The sequence below is a fragment of the Salmonella sp. K21076 genome (assembly GCF_039650795.1).
Classification (GTDB): Bacteria; Pseudomonadota; Gammaproteobacteria; order Enterobacterales; family Enterobacteriaceae; genus Salmonella; species Salmonella enterica.
This window is the reverse complement of sequence record NZ_JBCLYA010000044.1, coordinates 202637-222008: the sequence shown is the minus strand read 5'-3', so window position 1 is coordinate 222008 and position 19372 is coordinate 202637. Positions and strand designations below refer to the sequence as shown.

The window sequence follows — 19372 nt, the reverse complement described above, 5'->3', positions numbered from 1 at the left end:
CGGATGTATGATTTTGTGATTATCGGCGGCGGCATTATCGGCATGTCGACCGCCATGCAACTTATTGATGTCTACCCGGATGCGCGCATCGCGTTGCTGGAAAAAGAGTCCGCGCCAGCCTGCCACCAGACCGGGCATAACAGCGGCGTGATCCATGCCGGGGTGTACTACACGCCCGGCAGCCTCAAAGCGCGGTTTTGTCTGGCGGGCAATCAGGCGACCAAAACCTTTTGCGATCAAAACAACATCCGCTACGACACCTGCGGCAAAATGTTGGTCGCCACCTCGGAGCTGGAAATGGCGCGGATGCGCGCGCTATGGGAGCGGACGGCGGCCAACGGCTTAGAGCGCGAGTGGTTAAACGCGGCGGAGCTGCGTGAACGCGAACCCAATATCATTGGCCTGGGCGGGATTTTTGTCCCTTCCAGCGGGATTGTCAGCTATCGCGATGTCGCGACGGCCATGGCGAACCGCTTTCAGGCCAAAGGCGGCGAGATCATCTACCATGCCGAGGTCAGCGCGCTAACAGAACATGCCGCTGGCGTTATCATTCGCACTTCGCAAGGCCGAGAAATCGAAACCGCTACGCTTATCGGCTGTGCAGGGCTGATGGCGGATCGGCTGGTCAAAATGCTGGGCGTGGAGCCCGGTTTTATTATCTGCCCTTTCCGCGGCGAGTACTTTCGTCTGGCCCCGCGACACAACCGGATCGTTAACCATTTGATCTACCCGATCCCCGATCCGGCAATGCCGTTTCTCGGCGTCCACCTTACCCGCATGATCGACGGCAGCGTCACGGTCGGGCCGAATGCGGTGCTGGCGCTTAAACGCGAAGGCTACCGTAAGCGCGACGTTTCCTTCACCGACACCCTGGAGATTTTCCGCTCCGCCGGCATTCGCCGCGTACTGCAAAACCATCTGCTTTCCGGACTGGGCGAGATGAAAAACTCGCTGTGCAAAAGCGGCTATTTGCGGCGAGTACAAAAGTATTGCCCCAGCCTGACCGTCAACGATCTCCAGCCCTGGCCGGCAGGCGTGCGGGCGCAGGCGGTTTCGCCGGACGGCAAACTGATTGATGATTTTCTGTTTGTCACGACGCCGCGTTCCATTCACACCTGTAACGCACCCTCCCCGGCGGCGACATCAGCGATACCTATCGGCGCGCATATCGTCAGTAAAGTTCAGGCGCTACGCGCAAGCCAGAGCAACCCCGGACGTACGCTGCGTGCGGCACGCAGCGTGGACGCATTACACGCCGCATTTACCCGTTAACCCTTCAGACAGGAAGCAATTATGCAACTTAACGACTCTACCCTGTTCCGCCAGCAGGCCTTTATCGATGGCGACTGGCGCGACGCGCGCGGCGGCGATGTCATCCCCGTGAGCAACCCCGCCAACGGGAAACCGCTTGGCAATGTGCCCAAAATGGGGGCGGAAGAGACGCGCGACGCCATCAACGCCGCCAATCGCGCCCTGCCCGCCTGGCGCGCGCTCACCGCCAAAGAGCGAGCCAATATCCTGCGTCGCTGGTTCAATCTGATGATGGAACATCAGGACGATTTGGCGCGTCTGATGACGCTGGAACAGGGCAAACCGCTGGCGGAAGCGAAAGGCGAAATTAGCTACGCCGCCTCGTTTATTGAATGGTTCGCCGAAGAGGGGAAGCGTATCTATGGCGACACGATTCCAGGTCATCAGACCGATAAACGGCTGCTGGTGATTAAACAGCCCATCGGCGTCACCGCCGCGATTACCCCGTGGAACTTTCCCTCGGCAATGATCACCCGTAAAGCCGGCCCCGCGCTGGCCGCAGGCTGCACAATGGTACTCAAACCCGCCAGCCAGACGCCGTTTTCCGCGCTGGCGCTGGCGGAACTGGCCCAGCGCGCCGGAATTCTCGCAGGCGTATTTAACGTCGTTACCGGTTCGGCAGGCGATATCGGCGGCGAGCTGACCAGCAACCCGCTGGTACGCAAACTGTCGTTTACCGGCTCGACGGAGATTGGCCGCCAGCTAATGGAACAATGCGCCAAAGACATTAAAAAAGTATCGCTGGAGTTGGGCGGCAATGCGCCGTTTATCGTCTTTGACGATGCCGATCTGGATAAAGCCGTCGAGGGCGCGCTGGCTTCGAAGTTTCGCAACGCCGGGCAGACCTGTGTCTGCGCCAATAGATTGTATGTTCAGGACGGCGTTTACGATCGTTTTGCGGAAAAACTCAACCAGGCGGTAAATAAGCTCGCGGTCGGCGACGGCCTGCAAGCCGACGTCGCTATCGGGCCGCTGATTGATGAAAAAGCCGTGGCTAAAGTCCAGGAGCATATCGCCGACGCGCTGGAAAAAGGCGCCCGCGTAATTACGGGCGGTGAAGCGCACAAATTAGGCGGCAACTTCTTTCAACCGACCATTCTGGCGGATGTTCCTGATAACGCGAAAGTCGCCAAAGAAGAGACATTCGGGCCGCTCGCGCCTCTGTTCCGCTTCAGCGACGAGGCGGATGTCATCAGGCAGGCTAACGATACCGAGTTCGGCCTGGCAGCCTATTTTTATGCACGCGATTTAAGCCGCGTTTTCCGCGTCGGCGAAGCGCTGGAATACGGCATCGTCGGTATTAATACCGGCATTATCTCCAACGAAGTCGCGCCTTTCGGCGGTATTAAGGCCTCCGGATTAGGCCGTGAAGGTTCCAAATACGGCATCGAAGATTATTTAGAAATCAAATATATGTGCATCGGCCTTTAACAGGAGAGTCGCTAATGAATACCAATAACACTTTAATGCAGCGCTGTCATAACGCCGTTCCTCGCGGCGTGGGCCAGATTCACCCGATTTTCGCCGAGCGGGCGGAAAATTGTCGGGTCTGGGATGTCGAAGGCCGTGAGTATCTCGATTTCGCGGGCGGCATTGCCGTCCTGAACACCGGTCATTTACATCCGGGCATTGTTTCAGCGGTCGAAGCGCAGTTGAAGAAATTGTCGCATACCTGTTTTCAGGTGCTGGCCTATGAACCGTACCTGGCGCTGTGCGAACGCATGAACCAGAAGGTACCGGGCGATTTCGCCAAAAAAACGTTGCTGGTCACGACCGGTTCAGAAGCAGTTGAAAACGCGGTGAAAATCGCCCGCGCGGCGACAAAACGCAGCGGCGCTATCGCGTTTAGCGGCGCTTACCACGGTCGTACCCACTACACGCTCTCTCTGACCGGGAAAGTACACCCGTACTCTGCGGGTATGGGATTGATGCCAGGCCATGTCTACCGCGCGCTTTATCCTTGCCCGCTACACAACATCAGCGACGACGACGCGATCGCCAGCATTGAACGCATCTTTAAAAATGATGCCGCGCCGGAAGATATCGCCGCCATTATTATTGAGCCGGTACAGGGCGAAGGCGGATTTTACGCCGCCTCTCCCGCGTTTATGCAGCGACTGCGCGCGCTATGCGACCAACACGGCATTATGTTGATTGCCGACGAAGTGCAAAGCGGCGCGGGCCGGACCGGTACGCTGTTCGCCATGGAACAGATGGGCGTTGCGGCAGATATTACCACGTTTGCGAAATCGATCGCCGGCGGCTTTCCGCTGGCAGGCGTTACCGGCCGGGCAGACGTGATGGACGCTATCGCGCCGGGCGGTCTGGGCGGCACCTATGCCGGAAACCCGATTGCCTGCGTCGCCGCGCTGGCGGTACTGGACATTTTCGAGCAGGAAAATCTACTGCAAAAGGCGAATACGCTTGGCAAAACGCTGCGCGATGGCCTGATGGAGATAGCGGAAACGCACCGTGAGATTGGCGACGTGCGCGGACTGGGCGCCATGATCGCCATTGAGTTGTTCGAAAATGGCGACCCCGGCAAACCGAACGCGACTCTGACCGCCGACATTGTGGCCCGCGCCCGCGAGAAAGGGTTAATTCTGCTCTCCTGCGGTCCTTACTACAACATCTTGCGCATCCTCGTTCCACTCACTATTGAGGCCTCGCAGATTCGGCAAGGCCTGGAGATTATCGCCCAGTGCTTTGATGAGGCGAAACAAGCGTAATGTCCAATAAGCAGCGTCGGATGGCGACGTAACTGTCTTATCCGGCCTACAAAAACCGTTTCGATTGTAGGCCGAATAAGCCAGGCACCATCCGGTAAACGAGCGCAATAACAATAAAGAGGTTTTAGGATGGGGCAATTGTCAGAATCACATGCATTAGGGGGCGGGCTGAAATCACGCCACGTCACCATGTTATCGATCGCCGGCGTCATCGGCGCCAGCCTGTTTGTCGGTTCCAGCGTGGCGATTGCGGAGGCCGGCCCTGCGGTACTGCTGGCCTATCTGTTCGCAGGACTTTTAGTCGTCATGATTATGCGAATGCTGGCTGAAATGGCCGTCGCCACACCGGATACCGGTTCTTTTTCCACCTATGCGGATAAAGCGATCGGCCCCTGGGCCGGGTATACCATCGGCTGGTTATACTGGTGGTTTTGGGTGCTGGTTATTCCGCTGGAGGCCAATATTGCCGCCATTATTCTGAATTCATGGATACCGGGTATTCCGGTGTGGCTATTTTCATTAGTGATTACGCTTGCCTTAACCGGAAGCAATTTATTGAGCGTCAAAAATTACGGTGAATTCGAATTCTGGCTGGCGCTATCTAAAGTAATTGCCATTCTGGCGTTTATCGCGCTGGGCGCGGCGGCGATTAGCGGTTTTTATCCGTATGCCGAGGTAAGCGGTATTTCCCGGCTCTGGGATCACGGCGGTTTTATGCCTAACGGCTTCGGTGCGGTGTTAAGCGCCATGTTGATCACCATGTTCTCTTTTATGGGCGCGGAAATCGTCACTATTGCTGCCGCGGAATCCGATACGCCGGATAAACATATCGTACGCGCCACCAATTCTGTTATCTGGTGAATTTCCATCTTTTACCTGTGTTCCATTTTTGTGGTAGTGGCGCTGATCCCGTGGAATATGCCGGGTCTGAAAAGCGTAGGTTCGTACCGTTCGGTACTGGAGCTGCTTCATATTCCGCACGCAAAATTCATTATGGACTGCGTGATTTTATTGTCGGTGACCAGTTGTCTGAACTCCGCATTATATACCGCCTCCCGGATGCTCTATTCCCTTAGCCGCCGCGGCGATGCGCCTGCGATAATGGGAAAAACTAACCGTAGCAAAACGCCCTGGGTGGCGGTTCTCCTCTCTACCGGCGCGGCCTTTTTAACCGTTATCGTCAATTATTACGCCCCGGCAAAAGTGTTTAAATTTCTTATCGACAGTTCCGGCGCCATCGCGCTGCTGGTCTATCTGGTGATTGCGATTTCGCAATTGCGGATGCGTAAAATTCTGCTGGCGCAGGGCGGAGAAATTAAGTTGAAAATGTGGCTTTATCCGTGGCTCACCTGGCTGGTTATCGGCTTTATCTGCTTTGTTCTGGTGGTGATGCTATTTCGACCGGCACAGCAACTAGAAGTCATTTCAACGGGGCTGTTAGGGCTGGGCATAATAGGTACTGTCCCCATTATGTCTCGCTGGAAAAAACTGATAAGGTGGCAAAAAGCCCCCCTGCAAAACCTACGTTAGTTATTCCCGGCGTCAGCCGGGAAGCTTCTCAGGAGTAAAAGATGACCGCCCTTTCCCAACCGACGGCCATAGATGGCTATCGCTGGCTTAAAAATGACATTATTCGCGGCACTTATCAGCCGGATGAGAAACTGCGGATGAGTTTATTAACCGCCCGCTATGCGCTCGGCGTAGGGCCGCTGCGTGAGGCGCTGTCACAACTGGTGGCGGAACGGCTGGTCACCGTGGTGAATCAAAAAGGCTATCGCGTGGCATCCATGTCAGAGGCGGAACTCCTCGATATTTTTGACGCGCGCGCCAATATGGAAGCGATGCTGGTGCGCCTGGCGATTGAACGCGGCGATGATGCGTGGGAGGCGGAGATCCTGGCGCGAGCGCATATGCTCAGTAAACTGGAAGCCAGCGATGCCAGTGAACATATGCTCGATGAATGGGATCAGCGCCACCAGGCGTTTCATTCCGCCATTGTCGCCGGGTGCGGCTCCCACTATCTGCTACAGATGCGCGAACGCTTATTTGACCTGGCGGCCCGCTACCGCTTTATTTGGTTACGTGAAACCGTTCTGTCCGTCGAGATGCTGGAAGATAAACATATCCAGCATCACACGCTAACCGAAGCGATACTGGCGCGCGAGGCGGCACGCGCCAGCGAATTAATGCGTCAGCATTTGCTGACGCCGATTCCCATTATTCGCCAGGCGATGGCAGGAAAAATGTAGCCAGGCACGGCCTGATAGCCATTATTCTTCAGGAATACGCAACACTTGTCCCGGATATATTTTTTCCGGGCTTTTCAGCATCGGTTTATTTGCCTCGAAGATTTTATTATACAGATTGGCGTTACCATACACTTGCTTTGAAATAGCGCTCAGGGTGTCGCCTGATTTTACGGTATAAAACTGACTTTCAGCCGCTGGCGTCGTGGTTTTAACCTGATCGTCAACGCTGCTAATCCCGGCGATATTCCCCACGGCAACCAGAATTTTTTCTTTTGCCTCCTGACTCAGCCCATCACCCGTCACTGTCGCTTTTCCATCAGCAATTTGCACATTCACTTTGTCAGCGTCGGGTATTCCCGTTTTATTTAAATGTTCCTAGACTTTTTTCGCCTGATCGTCCTTATCATGATTAGCGGTTACCGCGTCCCAGAGTTTTTCACCTGCATCTTTTACAAAATTGAAAAGTCCCATATTCACCTCGCTTGTCAAAAATACACACAAAGAAAAGTGTAGCAGAGGGAATGAGGTTATCCTGATAAGCGGCGCTTATGCGCCGCCGGTGGCCGGTAATTAATGACGCATCTGAACCCAAAATGCATGGATAAGCCCCGGAATATATCCGAGTAATGTCAGCAGGATATTAAGGATAAATGCCCAACCGAACCCTTTTCCTAAAAGTACGCCGAGCGGAGGCAAAATAATCGTAAATACAATTCTCCAGAAACCCATATACACTCCATACAAGCAAAATTAGTCATTGTTTAAAAAGAGATTTTATCTCTAAGCATAGTCAGTTTACCTGAGCCTGCCAGTCGCGCGCCGCGCTTTTACCCTCCTTTACGCTTTTTACGCTGGCATCAGGTTGACGTTTATTTTAGAATTAACTAAATTTAGAAAACACTTAAATAACTATGACAGAGCTTGAAAAACTTCAGGCCAGCGCAGAACAGGCAGCGGCCCTGCTCAAAGCGATGAGCCACCCAAAAAGATTACTGATTTTATGTATGCTTTGCGGTTCACCAAAAACCAGCGCAGGCGAACTGGCGCGCATTACCGGGCTAAGCCCCTCCGCGACGTCGCAGCATCTGGCGCGGATGCGGGAAGAAGGGCTGATTGATAGTCAACGCGATGCCCAGCGCATTCACTATTTCATTAAAAATGAGGCGGTTAATACGCTTATCGCCACGTTAAAGAATCTCTATTGTCCATAAGGAGGCACGATGTCCATTGGGATAGTTTCCCCCCGTGAGGCGCAAGCGCTGATAGCGCAAGGCGCGAAACTGATTGATGTGCGCGACGCCGATGAATATCTGCGCGAGCATATTCCACATGCGCAACTGGCGCCGCTTTCCCGGCTTGAACAGGGCGATTTGCCCGCCAACCTGCGAGCGGAACAGATTATTTTTCACTGTCAGTCAGGTAAACGAACCAGCAGCAATGCAGCAAAACTACAGGCCATTGCCGCCCCTGCTCAAGTCAGTTTACTGGAAGGCGGTATCGACGGATGGAAAGCGGCAGGATTGCCCGTCACAGAAGACAAATCGCAACCGTTGCCGCTGATGCGTCAGGTGCAAATCGCCGCCGGCGGGTTGACGTTGCTTGGGGTGATTCTGGGCTATACGGTCCACGGCGGCTTTTTCCTCATTAGCGGTTTTGTCGGGGCCGGGTTAATGCTGGCAGGCATAACCGGCTTCTGCGGAATGGCGCGACTACTGGAAAAAATGCCCTGGAATACCCGTACTCATTAAGCGGTACTTTCACCGCGCGTCGGTAAGTGTGTAGTAGACTGAAGGCGGGTTTATACCATTGTTCAACGGGAGGACGTGATGTTCACACCAGGCGATATCGTACAGCCCCGAATGGGGGGGGCCGAAACTGAAAGTGATTGAAGTCAACGAGGATCATATTGTCGCGGTACAGGTCGGTAATGAGCCGGGCGAAAAATTGATCCTCAAAGCGGCAGATGTCACCCCCTATTGCGAAAAGGGCGATTTTGGCGTGTGCTGATTTATCAAAATGAGCATGGCGCAACGTTCCCTGAATCCCGGTTAATAGAGACAGGAAACGCAGCGCCATCTGTTAAAGGTTATCCGTGATTAGATTAAGAAATCATCCAGAGATTTCCCCGCCGCCAGCGCCTGGGCAATCGGTTTAGGCGTACGACCTTGTCCGGTCCAGGTTTTTTCTTCGCCATTGAAATCAGTAAAACGATATTTTGCCGGACGCGGTTGGCGCTTTTTAGCAGAACGCGGCATTGCTGAATCCATGGCAAATAACTCTTCCGGGTTAATACCGTCTGCTTTCATCAGCTCCAGAAAGGCATTAATTTTCTCCTGCTTCTCGGCAAGCTGGCGTTGCTGCAATTCTTCTTCTTCGCGTCTTTCTTTAGTGACAACCCTGAATTTTTCGAGCATTTCTTCAAGAACATCAATGGAGAATTCGCGAGCCATAGCGCGCAGCGTGCGGATATTATTTAAGTTCTGTAACATCAAATTCATATCAATAAAAACCTTTTAACGCAGAAAACAAAAACTATTACAGGCGGTATTGTATGCGATTATTGATTATATTTCCAGATCCTAAAGTTCATACAGATATACACAGCATAACTCGATTAATTATATTAATCTGTTAACCAGAAGATTATATTCATTACCCCCTGTGTGTTTCAGGTTATTCTGCCTACGGTATATCTGTAGGTTTCCCGTTCGGCTGTTTATAGCGTATTGCGTATCTCAGTAACCGCGGTGACCCTCACGGTGGCTGACCTTATACAGAAGTGAATATTTCAGCACAATAATAGATTAATCATTCAAAAATTATCATCAGAGCTTTATGCTAAAAATCACCCTGTAATAGCTATAATTATGCTGAGAAAAGCAGAGCGCGTGCCGTTAGCCGAGAATACATCGCATCTGACAACATTTGGAATGTGGCTGAAAATCGCCAGAAAAACAATGCATTATAATGTATTGATTTAAAAGTAATTAATGACTAACAACAACGAAAATCTCGCCGCGAGCAAAAAAACACACAATCACAGAGTATTTTATCGACAAAAAGCCTATAAATAAAAATATTACGCTAGTTGATAGTTATTATATAGGGATATACTCTATGAAAAGACAAAAGCGCTTTATAATTTCACTACCAACTATCACCTCATTCTGATCGATACGCTACAAGGAGCATTAACATGTTCTCTCCACAGTCACGCTTGCGTCATGCCGTAGCAGACACGTTTGCGATGGTTGTTCACTGTTCTGTTGTGAACATGTTGATCGAGATATTCCTCTCCGGAATGAGCTTTGAGCAGTCGCTTTCTTCCAGGCTGGTGGCGATACCTGTCAACATTTTGATTGCATGGCCATACGGCGTTTACCGCGATCTGATTATGCGCGTCGCGCGTAAGGCAAGCCCGGCGGGATGGGCCAAAAACCTGGCGGATGTATTGGCTTATGTCACCTTTCAGTCACCCGTTTATATTATCATCTTGCTGACCGTCGGCGCCGGCTGGCATCAGATAGTGGCCGCCGTGAGTTCAAACATTGTTGTTTCAATGTTAATGGGCGCGGTTTATGGCTACTTCCTGAATTATTGTCGTCGCCTGTTTAAAGTGAGCAGCTATCATCAGGCTAAGGCATAAGTTAACGTCGCGACTGGCTTTGCCAGTCGCGCTTTTAGTCGCTTTTTTCGTCGCCAAAAAGCCCATTCAGATAACGTTCTAACGCTATTCGGGAGCTAAAGCCGTGGGGAATACCGTAATGTTCGTGGGTCTCGCCGCCTAAATAGAGCGGAAAATTTTGGTAGTGATCGCAGGTTTTAATATCCGAAGCCGGGTCAGCCAGTGATGAGCTACGGTCTTTTAATCTGGGGTGAATGATCAGCGCGGTACGCCCCATACGCGCCTCGCGGTTAACATAAACATAATTCTCGCCGCGTCGATAACCATACGTCTTATTCGTCACCACATCGACGGTAAACCCTGCCTTTTCCAGTACCCGCGCCACCTCGTCAGGTCGTAAATACATGTTTTATCCTCATTCTCTTTTACTGCGGGCTTACCTTACCCGATAGCGCGTTATCAACGCTTTCAGAAAAGTCCAGAAACGCATGATATCGCCGTAACAAGCCTCAGCAGGTAAAAATATGAACTACACTGAAAGCTACATCGAAATCAATGGAGGATCATATGCTTAACAAACCGAACCGAAACGACGTCGATGATGGTGTTCAGGATATTCAGAATGATGTCAATCGATTAGCCGACAGTCTGGAAGATGTCCTTAAATCCTGGGGAAGCGATGCGAAAGACGAAGCCGAGGCTGCGCGACGTAAAGCACAGGCGTTGCTGAAAGAGACCCGGGCGCGGATGCAGGGTCGTACTCGCGTAAAACAAGCCGCCTGTGATGCGATGGGGTGCGCGGATACGTTTGTGCGTGAAAAACCCTGGTGTAGCGTAGGAACCGCCGCAGCGGTGGGGATTTTTATCGGGGCGCTGCTTAGCCTGCGTCGCTAACGACGTGCGCTGCCGGATGGCGACATACTTTATGGGGCCTGCATCATTGCCGCAGGCCCAGGTCGCGCCATTCGGCGAAACGGTTACTGTATCGCCTGTCGAAGCTGACATGCTACCTGTTTCGCCATGCCAGCGGAAGTAATATTGGTAAACGACAGTAAAATGCCCCCCTTTCCTGACGAAACCACTCGCCAACGACTTAGCGCCTGTACCGCCAGTCCGGCCTGATTCGCTTTTGCTACCAGCGCTTTATCATCACCTTCAACCTCAATAACCAATTGAATACCGCCTTTCTGTAATGTCACGACAAATCCCTGTTCTGCCAGCGCCTCTTCAATCCATAACCGTCGCTGAGCATAATGTTGACGCATCTTTTTCAGATGCCGCCAGAAATGGCCATCACGGATAAAATCAGCCAGCGTGTGCTGCCATAACAACGGTACGCTACAGGGCATCAGCGACGCCTGCTGGCGGAAATGCTCAATCTGCTTTATCGGCACCACCAGCCAGGCGGTACGTAATGCCGGAAAGAGCGACTTACTGAACGTTCCGGCGTAAATCACTCGCTGCGGGGCATCCAGACTCTTGAGCGGCGGAAGCGGTTTACCGTGATAACGAAATTCGCTGTCGTAGTCATCTTCAATAATCCAGGCCTGCACATTCGCCGCCCATGCCAGAAGTTGCCGTCGGCGAGTTAACGACAGCGCCACCCCCAACGGACTTTGATGGGCGGGCGTCACCAATGCAAAGCGTCCCTGCGGGCAATCCCGCATCCCCGCTGCGACATTCAGCCCATCGGCATCGACCGGAATCGGCGCCAGCGTAATCCCCTCCTGCGTTATCACCGGGCGAATTAACGGAAAGCCGGGATCTTCCACCCACATGCTGTCTCCCGGCACAGACAATGTACGCAGGATTAGCCGCATAGAATCCGCATATCCGGAGGTAATAAATACCTGTTCCGGCAGACATTCAATGCTACGCGAAACCCGCAGGTAATCGACTATCGCCTAGCGCAAAATCGCCTCGCCGCAGACGTCGCCTAATGCCAGATCGAAGCGTGTCTGCGTGCGCAACCGACGCCCCATTACTCGCGCCCACTTCTCGCGTGGAAAGAGATCCAGCGCCGGTAACCCCATCTGAAAGGGTTTCGGTTCCGGACTTTCTCCGGCAAAAACAGCGGGTATCGGCGGCGCCGTCTCAAACCGTAGAGCGTTGCTCACAAACGTGCCTGCCTGGCCACGTCGCTCCAGCCAGCCCTGCGCTACCAGCTCGCCATAGGCATTTTCCACCGTGGCGCGAGAAACGCCCAGTTCCTGCGCCCACGTCCGACTGGAAGGCAAACGCGTTCCGGGCGCGAGTTCTCCTTGCTCAATGGCCGTTTTTAACTGACGAGCGATGTACTGATAGCGCGGCATATGGTCTGCTTTTTCTGTAAAAATATGGCTCTCTTTTACAGACCATTATAGTGCTACAGTGCTCGTCATCAACACGAGGAGAAACATAATGACGACGTTACGCCAACCCTATTATGAACTGAGCCCGGAGGTTTACAGCGCTCTGGTGCAGGCGAAAAACGCGCTGGAAAAGAGCACGATTGACCCCACTCTGATGGAGCTGATTTACCTGCGTGTTTCGCAAATAAATGGTTGTGCATTTTTCCTGGAGATGCACAGTAAAGCGCTGCGTAAGGCTGGCGTGAATCAAGCTAAATTAGATGCGCTGGCAGGATGGCGGGTAAGCCACCATTTCAACGAGCAAGAGTGCGCGGCGTTAGCCTGGGCGGAATCGGTGACGCACATTGCTGAAACCCACGCCGAAGATAATGTTTACCTGCCGCTGCTCGATCATTTCAGCGCGCGTGAAATCAGCGATCTGACCTTCGCTATTGGTTTAATGAACTGCTTTAACCGTCTGGCGATCGGTATGCGAATGTGACGCATTGTTGCCGGATAGCGCTGATGTCAGCCAACTCTGTTATGCGTGAACCTGCAGGCCGGATCGGGCGTTCACGCCGCCATCCGGCAAAAATTAGCCATGCCGCCCCTACCCCGCTGCGTTCATCAGCGGCGTTAAAATCAATCGAAAATTCCCATATCTTGTATGGTTGAATCTTAATTCAACTACATCTAGTATTTCGTGTATCAACACACGACAATCCGACGCGTTTCATCGCGCCGTTTTCTCATTTTAAATGGAAATACGAATCATGAGCATTACTATTTACACTCGCAATAACTGTGTTCAGTGCCACGCCACAAAGCGGGCGATGGAAAGCCGTGGATTTGAATTTGAGATGGTGAACGTCGATCTGGTGCCGGATGCAGCGGATACGCTCCGGGCGCAAGGGTTTCGTCAATTACCGGTGGTGATGGCGGGCGATTTGAGCTGGTCTGGCTTCCGTCCGGACATGATTAACCGTCTGCCCCCGACGCCCCACGCGGCAAACGCATGAGCGCGCTCGTCTACTTCTCCAGCAGCTCTGAAAATACGCACCGTTTTATGCAGCGTCTGGGGCTGCCCGCCACGCGTATTCCGCTCAATGAACGGGAGCGAATTCAGGTAGACGAACCGTACATTCTGGTTGTGCCGTCATACGGCGGCGGCGGGATGGCCGGTGCGGTGCCGCGACAGGTGATCCGCTTTTTAAATGATGAACACAACCGGGCGCGCATTCGCGGCGTCATCGCCTCCGGTAACCGCAATTTCGGCGATGCCTGGGGATGCGCTGGCGATGTGATAGCACAAAAATGCGGCGTCCCCTGGCTGTACCGCTTTGAGCTCATGGGCACACAACGCGACATCGATAACGTCCGAAAAGGAGTAAATGAATTTTGGCAACAATCACCCCGGAGCGCGTAATGCAGGAAACCATGGATTACCACGCCCTGAACGCGATGCTGAATCTTTACGATAAAGCAGGCCATATTCAGTTCGACAAGGACCAGCAGGCGATCGACGCCTTCTTTGCCGCCCACGTCCGCCCGCATTCCGTGAAGTTTGCCAGCCAGCATGAACGTCTGGAGACGCTGGTTCGGGAAGGGTATTACGATGACGCCGTCCTCGCGCGTTACGACCGCGCCTTCGTCTTCCGCCTGTTCGAGCACGCCCACGCCAGCGGCTTTCGCTTCCAGACGTTTCTTGGCGCCTGGAAGTTCTATACCAGTTACACGCTGAAAACCTTCGACGGCAAACGTTATCTGGAACACTTTGAAGATCGGGTGACAATGGTGGCGTTGACGCTGGCGCAGGGTGACGAAACGCTGGCCACCCAACTGACCGATGAAATGCTTTCTGGTCGCTTTCAGCCCGCTACCCCGACTTTTTTAAATTGCGGTAAACAGCAGCGTGGGGAACTGGTCTCCTGCTTCCTGCTCCGTATCGAAGACAATATGGAATCGATCGGGCGAGCGGTGAATTCGGCGCTGCAACTCTCCAAACGCGGCGGCGGCGTCGCATTTTTACTCTCCAATCTGCGCGAGGCGGGCGCGCCGATCAAACGCATTGAGAATCAGTCTTCCGGCGTGATCCCGGTGATGAAAATGCTGGAAGACGCGTTTTCGTATGCCAACCAGCTTGGCGCGCGCCAAGGGGCCGGCGCGGTTTATCTCCATGCGCACCATCCGGATATTCTGCGTTTTCTGGATACCAAACGGGAAAATGCCGACGAAAAAATCCGGATCAAAACGCTCTCTCTCGGCGTGGTGATCCCGGACATCACCTTCCGGCTGGCGAAAGAAAACGCGCAAATGGCGCTCTTTTCGCCCTATGACATACAACGACGCTACGGCAAACCGTTTGGCGATATCGCCATTAGCGAACGGTACGATGAATTAATTGCCGATCCGCACGTGCGCAAAACCTATATTAACGCCCGTGACTTTTTTCAAACACTGGCGGAAATTCAGTTCGAATCCGGGTATCTCTACATCATGTTTGAAGATACGGTAAACCGCGCGAATCCTATTGCTGGTCGCATTAATATGAGCAACCTGTGCTCGGAAATTTTACAGGTCAATAGCGCCTCTCGTTACGACGATAACCTTGACTATACCCACATCGGGCATGACATCTCCTGCAATCTCGGCTCGCTGAATATCGCTCACGTCATGGATTCACCGGACATTGGCCGTACCGTAGAAACCGCTATTCGCGGCCTGACGGCGGTGTCGGACATGAGCCATATACGCAGCGTGCCCTCAATAGCCGCCGGTAATGCCGCCTCTCATGCCATCGGTCTGGGCCAGATGAATCTGCATGGCTATCTGGCGAGGGAAGGTATTGCCTACGGTTCGCCGGAGGCGTTGGATTTCACCAATTTCTATTTTTACACCATTACCTGGCATGCCGTGCATACTTCAATGCGGCTGGCCCGCGAACGCGGCAAAACCTTCGCCGGATTTGCGCAGTCGCGCTATGCCAGCGGCGACTATTTTACGCAGTATTTACAGGACGACTGGCAACCGAAAACGGCGAAAGTCAGGGCGCTATTTGCCCGCAGCGGCATTACGCTGCCCACACGCGAAATGTGGCTAAAGCTGCGCGACGATGTGATGCGCTATGGCATCTATAACCAAAATTTGCAGGCGGTGCCGCCGACCGGTTCGATTTCTTACATTAATCATGCGACCTCCAGCATTCATCCGATTGTGGCCAAAATTGAGATTCGCAAAGAGGGCAAAACCGGGCGTGTGTATTACCCCGCGCCGTTTATGACTAATGAAAACCTGGACATGTATCAGGATGCTTACGATATCGGTCCGGAAAAAATTATTGATACCTATGCCGAGGCCACGCGCCACGTCGATCAAGGACTGTCGCTCACCCTGTTTTTCCCCGATACCGCCACGACCCGCGATATCAACAAAGCGCAGATCTATGCCTGGCGAAAAGGTATTAAGTCACTGTATTACATCCGACTTCGCCAGTTGGCGCTGGAAAGTACTGAAATTGAAGGCTGCGTATCCTGCGCGCTATAAGGAAAGCCATATGAAATTATCTCGTATTAGCGCCATCAACTGGAACAAGATCCAGGACGACAAAGATCTGGAGGTGTGGAACCGGCTGACCAGTAACTTCTGGCTGCCGGAAAAAGTGCCGTTATCGAATGATATTCCGGCCTGGCAGACGCTGAGCGCCGCCGAACAGCAGCTCACCATTCGCGTGTTTACGGGTCTTACGCTGCTCGACACTATCCAGAACATCGCAGGCGCGCCGTCGTTAATGGCAGATGCCATCACGCCGCATGAAGAGGCCGTACTGTCGAACATCAGCTTTATGGAAGCGGTACACGCCCGCTCTTACAGTTCTATTTTCTCCACGCTGTGCCAGACGAAAGAGGTTGATGCCGCCTACGCCTGGAGCGAAGAAAACCCACCGCTTCAGCGTAAGGCGCAGATTATTTTAGCTCATTACGTCAGCGATGAACCGCTAAAGAAAAAGATTGCCAGCGTCTTTTTAGAGTCTTTTCTGTTCTATTCCGGCTTCTGGTTGCCGATGTATTTCTCCAGCCGCGGTAAGCTCACGAACACTGCCGACCTGATTCGTTTAATCATTCGCGATGAAGCGGTTCACGGTTATTATATTGGCTATAAGCATCAGATAGCGCTACAAAAACTATCGGCAATCGAGCGTGAAGAGTTAAAGCTTTTCGCGCTGGATTTATTGATGGAACTGTACGACAACGAAATCTGCTACACAGAAGCGTTATATGCGGAAACCGGCTGGGTTAACGACGTCAAAGCCTTCTTGTGCTACAACGCCAATAAAGCCTTAATGAACCTGGGTTATGAGGCGTTATTTCCGCCGGAGATGGCAGACGTGAATCCCGCAATCCTTGCCGCGCTCTCGCCGAATGCCGACGAAAACCATGATTTCTTTTCCGGCTCAGGTTCATCTTATGTGATGGGGAAAACGGTCGAAACCGAAGACGAAGACTGGAATTTTTAACCTTGCGGGCATGGGAAATAACGTTACATTTTCCATGCCTTTATTTCAAGCAATACCGGGTTAAATCGCGCAAATATTACAACATGTCCTACACTCAATACGAGTGACATTATTCACCTGGATTCCTCCAATTCAGGTGGATTTTTGCTGGTTGTCTCAAAAAATATCTCTCCCTCCCCATTCGCGTTCAGCCCTTATATCATGGGAAATCACAGCCGATAGCACCTCGCAATATTCATGCCAGAAGCAAATTCAGGGTTGTCTCAGATTCTGAGTATGTTAGGGTAGAAAAAGGTAACTATTTCTATCAGGTAACATATCGACATAAGTAAATAACAGGAATCATTCTATTGCATGGCAATTAAATTAGAAGTGAAGAATCTGTATAAAATATTTGGAGAGCATCCGCAGCGTGCCTTCAAATATATTGAAAAGGGACTATCGAAAGAGCAAATACTGGAAAAAACGGGGCTATCGCTTGGCGTTAAAGACGCCAGTCTGGCCATTGAAGAAGGCGAGATATTTGTCATCATGGGATTATCCGGCTCGGGTAAATCCACAATGGTACGCCTTCTCAATCGCCTGATTGAACCCACCCGCGGGCAGGTACTGATTGACGGTGTTGATATTGCCAAAATATCAGACGCTGAGCTTCGCGAGGTGCGCAGGAAAAAGATTGCGATGGTCTTCCAGTCATTTGCGCTCATGCCGCATATGACCGTGCTGGATAATACGGCATTCGGTATGGAATTAGCGGGCATCGCGGCGCAAGAGCGTCGCGAAAAGCGCTGGACGCCTTGCGTCAGGTGGGGCTTGAGAATTACGCTCACGCCTATCCGGATGAACTTTCCGGTGGGATGCGTCAGCGTGTTGGGCTTGCCCGCGCGCTGGCAATCAACCCTGATATCTTATTAATGGATGAAGCGTTTTCCGCCCTCGATCCATTAATTCGTACCGAAATGCAGGATGAGCTGGTGAAATTACAGGCGAAACATCAGCGCACCATTGTCTTTATTTCCCACGATCTTGATGAGGCTATGCGTATTGGCGACAGGATTGCCATTATGCAAAATGGCGAGGTCGTACAGGTTGGTACGCCGGATGAGATCCTGAATAATCCGGCAAATGATTATGTCCGCACGTTCTTCCGTGGCGTGGATATTAGTCAGGTCTTTAGCGCCAAAGATATTGCCCGTCGCAGTCCGGTCGGCTTAATTCGTAAAACGCCAGGTTTTGGTCCCCGTTCGGCACTGAAATTATTACAGGATGAAGACCGTGAATATGGTTACGTCATTGAGCGTGGCAATAAATTCGTGGGCGTCGTGTCCATCGACTCATTAAAAGCGGCATTAAGCCAGGCGCAAGGGATTGAAGCGGCGCTTATCGACGACCCTTTAGTCGTTGATGCGCAAACCCCACTCAGCGAGTTGCTCTCTCACGTCGGCCAGGCGCCCTGCGCGGTGCCGGTTGTCGATGAAGAACACCAGTATGTTGGCATTATTTCAAAACGTATGTTGCTACAGGCTTTAGATCGCGAGGGGGGTAACAATGGCTGATCAAACGAATCCGTGGGATACCGCACAGGTGGCCGATACGACGACGCAAACGGCTGATGCCTGGGGAACACCGGCAGGCGTAGCCACGGACGGCGGCAGTACCGACTGGTTGAACAGCGCGCCCGCGCCAGCCCCTGAACACTTTTCTCTTCTGGACCCGTTCCATAAGACGCTTATCCCGCTGGATAGCTGGGTCACAGAGGGAATCGACTGGGTCGTCACCCATTTCCGTCCCCTTTTTCAGGGGATTCGTGTGCCGGTGGATTACATCCTTAACGGCTTTCAGCAACTGCTGCTGGGAATGCCCGCCCCTGTGGCGATTATTCTCTTTGCGCTGATTGCCTGGCAGGTTTCCGGTGTGGGCATGGGGATCGCGGCGCTGATATCGCTGATCGCCATCGGCGCGATCGGCGCCTGGTCGCAGGCGATGATTACCCTGGCGCTGGTGCTGACCGCCCTGTTGTTCTGCGTCGTGATCGGATTACCGATGGGAATCTGGCTGGCGCGCAGCCCGCGCGCGGCCAAAATAGTTCGTCCGCTGCTGGATGCGATGCAGACCACGCCCGCGTTTGTCTATCTGGTGCCGATTGTCATGTTATTCGGCATCGGTAACGTGCCGGGCGTGGTGGTGACGATTATTTTTGCTCTACCGCCGATTATACGCCTGACGATCCTGGGCATTAACCAGGTGCCTGCCGACTTAATTGAAGCGTCGCGCTCGTTCGGCGCCAGCCCGCGCCAAATGTTGTTCAAAGTGCAACTACCGCTGGCGATGCCCACCATTATGGCAGGCGTTAATCAGACGCTGATGCTGGCTCTCTCAATGGTCGTCATCGCCTCGATGATTGCGGTCGGTGGGCTTGGCCAGATGGTACTACGCGGCATTGGTCGTCTTGATATGGGGCTGGCAACCGTCGGCGGCGTCGGCATTGTGATTCTCGCCATCATTCTGGACCGTCTGACGCAGGCCGTCGGGCGCGACTCGCGTAGCCGCGGTAACCGTCGCTGGTATACCACCGGTCCTGTTGGGCTAATCACCCGCCCTTTCGTTAAGTAACT

The 19372-nt window shown here is 52.8% G+C and carries 17 protein-coding genes and 5 pseudogenes; 17 read left to right on the top strand and 5 right to left on the bottom strand.

The genetic code is table 11. The annotated features are described in order from the left end of the window. The first annotated feature begins 3 nt into the window (after nucleotides 1-3). From lhgO to csiR, 5 genes and pseudogenes are all read left to right on the top strand, one after another. Nucleotides 4-1272, top strand: a complete 1269-nt coding sequence (lhgO, locus tag AAYN39_RS12820) for an L-2-hydroxyglutarate oxidase (protein ID WP_000271916.1) — start codon at nucleotides 4-6, stop codon at nucleotides 1270-1272. A gap of 21 nt (nucleotides 1273-1293) precedes the next feature. Then, nucleotides 1294-2742: an NADP-dependent succinate-semialdehyde dehydrogenase gene (gabD, locus tag AAYN39_RS12815; RefSeq protein WP_001176534.1), complete on the top strand. Its 1449-nt coding sequence runs from the start codon at nucleotides 1294-1296 to the stop codon at nucleotides 2740-2742. Between the two features lie 14 nt (nucleotides 2743-2756). Further along, a complete protein-coding gene (gabT, locus tag AAYN39_RS12810; RefSeq protein ID WP_001095643.1) occupies nucleotides 2757-4040 on the top strand; it encodes a 4-aminobutyrate--2-oxoglutarate transaminase in 1284 nt (427 codons plus the stop codon). A 129-nt stretch (nucleotides 4041-4169) separates the two neighbouring features. Next, nucleotides 4170-5570 (top strand): annotated as a pseudogene (gene gabP, locus AAYN39_RS12805) (GABA permease). 41 nt (nucleotides 5571-5611) lie between these two features. Next, entirely contained in the window at nucleotides 5612-6289 is a 678-nt protein-coding gene (csiR, locus tag AAYN39_RS12800; RefSeq protein WP_000126152.1) for a DNA-binding transcriptional regulator CsiR, read from the top strand. A gap of 21 nt (nucleotides 6290-6310) precedes the next feature. On the opposite strand, the pseudogene lysM reads toward csiR, so the two are convergent. After that, nucleotides 6311-6760 (bottom strand): annotated as a pseudogene (gene lysM / locus AAYN39_RS12795) (peptidoglycan-binding protein LysM). Nucleotides 6761-6859: 99 nt separating this feature from the next. Continuing rightward, on the bottom strand, nucleotides 6860-7018 hold the full coding sequence (locus tag AAYN39_RS12790; protein WP_000508175.1) for a YqaE/Pmp3 family membrane protein: 159 nt from the start codon (nucleotides 7016-7018) through the stop codon (nucleotides 6860-6862). Between the two features lie 182 nt (nucleotides 7019-7200). On the opposite strand from AAYN39_RS12790, the gene AAYN39_RS12785 reads away from it, so the two are divergent. From AAYN39_RS12785 to AAYN39_RS12775, 3 genes and pseudogenes are all read left to right on the top strand, one after another. Continuing rightward, nucleotides 7201-7500: a metalloregulator ArsR/SmtB family transcription factor gene (locus AAYN39_RS12785; RefSeq protein WP_000137417.1), complete on the top strand. Its 300-nt coding sequence runs from the start codon at nucleotides 7201-7203 to the stop codon at nucleotides 7498-7500. Between the two features lie 9 nt (nucleotides 7501-7509). Then, nucleotides 7510-8037, top strand: coding sequence for a rhodanese family protein (locus AAYN39_RS12780; protein WP_000022010.1), 528 nt, complete (start codon nucleotides 7510-7512; stop codon nucleotides 8035-8037). 78 nt (nucleotides 8038-8115) lie between these two features. After that, a pseudogene (locus AAYN39_RS12775) lies at nucleotides 8116-8296 on the top strand (hypothetical protein). Nucleotides 8297-8385: 89 nt separating this feature from the next. Here AAYN39_RS12775 and stpA read toward each other — a convergent pair. Further along, nucleotides 8386-8787, bottom strand: coding sequence for a DNA-binding protein StpA (gene stpA, locus AAYN39_RS12770; protein WP_001051100.1), 402 nt, complete (start codon nucleotides 8785-8787; stop codon nucleotides 8386-8388). 698 nt (nucleotides 8788-9485) lie between these two features. Between stpA and alaE the strand changes: the two genes are divergently transcribed. After that, nucleotides 9486-9935 carry an L-alanine exporter AlaE gene (gene alaE, locus AAYN39_RS12765; RefSeq protein ID WP_000492647.1) on the top strand — a complete coding sequence of 150 codons (450 nt, stop codon included), beginning with the start codon at nucleotides 9486-9488 and terminating at the stop codon, nucleotides 9933-9935. A 34-nt stretch (nucleotides 9936-9969) separates the two neighbouring features. On the opposite strand, the gene AAYN39_RS12760 is transcribed toward alaE, so the two are convergent. Continuing rightward, the gene (locus AAYN39_RS12760; RefSeq protein ID WP_000281304.1) at nucleotides 9970-10320 is read right to left on the bottom strand and encodes a DUF2002 family protein; all 351 of its coding nucleotides are present in this window, start codon (nucleotides 10318-10320) and stop codon (nucleotides 9970-9972) included. Between the two features lie 161 nt (nucleotides 10321-10481). Here AAYN39_RS12760 and AAYN39_RS12755 point away from each other — a divergent pair, with 161 nt between their 5' ends. Then, complete coding sequence (locus AAYN39_RS12755) at nucleotides 10482-10808, top strand: DUF883 domain-containing protein (RefSeq protein ID WP_001519557.1); 327 nt, start codon at nucleotides 10482-10484, stop codon at nucleotides 10806-10808. Nucleotides 10809-10891: 83 nt separating this feature from the next. Here the strand turns inward: AAYN39_RS12755 and AAYN39_RS12750 are convergent. Further along, a pseudogene (locus tag AAYN39_RS12750) lies at nucleotides 10892-12226 on the bottom strand (PLP-dependent aminotransferase family protein). An 88-nt stretch (nucleotides 12227-12314) separates the two neighbouring features. Here AAYN39_RS12750 and AAYN39_RS12745 point away from each other — a divergent pair. The 7 genes and pseudogenes from AAYN39_RS12745 (at nucleotide 12315) to proW (ending at nucleotide 19370) form a co-directional block, all read left to right on the top strand. Then, complete coding sequence (locus AAYN39_RS12745) at nucleotides 12315-12746, top strand: carboxymuconolactone decarboxylase family protein (protein WP_000209805.1); 432 nt, start codon at nucleotides 12315-12317, stop codon at nucleotides 12744-12746. Between the two features lie 271 nt (nucleotides 12747-13017). Further along, nucleotides 13018-13263 (top strand): glutaredoxin-like protein NrdH, encoded by a 246-nt coding sequence (gene nrdH / locus AAYN39_RS12740; protein ID WP_000028873.1) that lies wholly within the window; start codon nucleotides 13018-13020, stop codon nucleotides 13261-13263. Beyond that, entirely contained in the window at nucleotides 13260-13670 is a 411-nt protein-coding gene (gene nrdI, locus AAYN39_RS12735; RefSeq protein WP_001275403.1) for a class Ib ribonucleoside-diphosphate reductase assembly flavoprotein NrdI, read from the top strand. Before nrdH ends, nrdI begins: the two co-directional genes overlap by 4 nt. Further along, nucleotides 13643-15787 (top strand): class 1b ribonucleoside-diphosphate reductase subunit alpha, encoded by a 2145-nt coding sequence (gene nrdE, locus AAYN39_RS12730; protein WP_000201426.1) that lies wholly within the window; start codon nucleotides 13643-13645, stop codon nucleotides 15785-15787. Before nrdI ends, nrdE begins: the two co-directional genes overlap by 28 nt. Nucleotides 15788-15797: 10 nt before the next feature. After that, the gene (gene nrdF / locus AAYN39_RS12725; protein WP_000777898.1) at nucleotides 15798-16757 is read left to right on the top strand and encodes a class 1b ribonucleoside-diphosphate reductase subunit beta; all 960 of its coding nucleotides are present in this window, start codon (nucleotides 15798-15800) and stop codon (nucleotides 16755-16757) included. A 354-nt stretch (nucleotides 16758-17111) separates the two neighbouring features. Then, nucleotides 17112-18313 (top strand): annotated as a pseudogene (gene proV / locus AAYN39_RS12720) (glycine betaine/L-proline ABC transporter ATP-binding protein ProV). Further along, nucleotides 18306-19370 carry a glycine betaine/L-proline ABC transporter permease ProW gene (proW, locus tag AAYN39_RS12715; RefSeq protein WP_000775015.1) on the top strand — a complete coding sequence of 355 codons (1065 nt, stop codon included), beginning with the start codon at nucleotides 18306-18308 and terminating at the stop codon, nucleotides 19368-19370. The pseudogene proV and the gene proW overlap by 8 nt, the downstream one beginning before the upstream one ends. Nucleotides 19371-19372 lie beyond the last annotated feature (2 nt).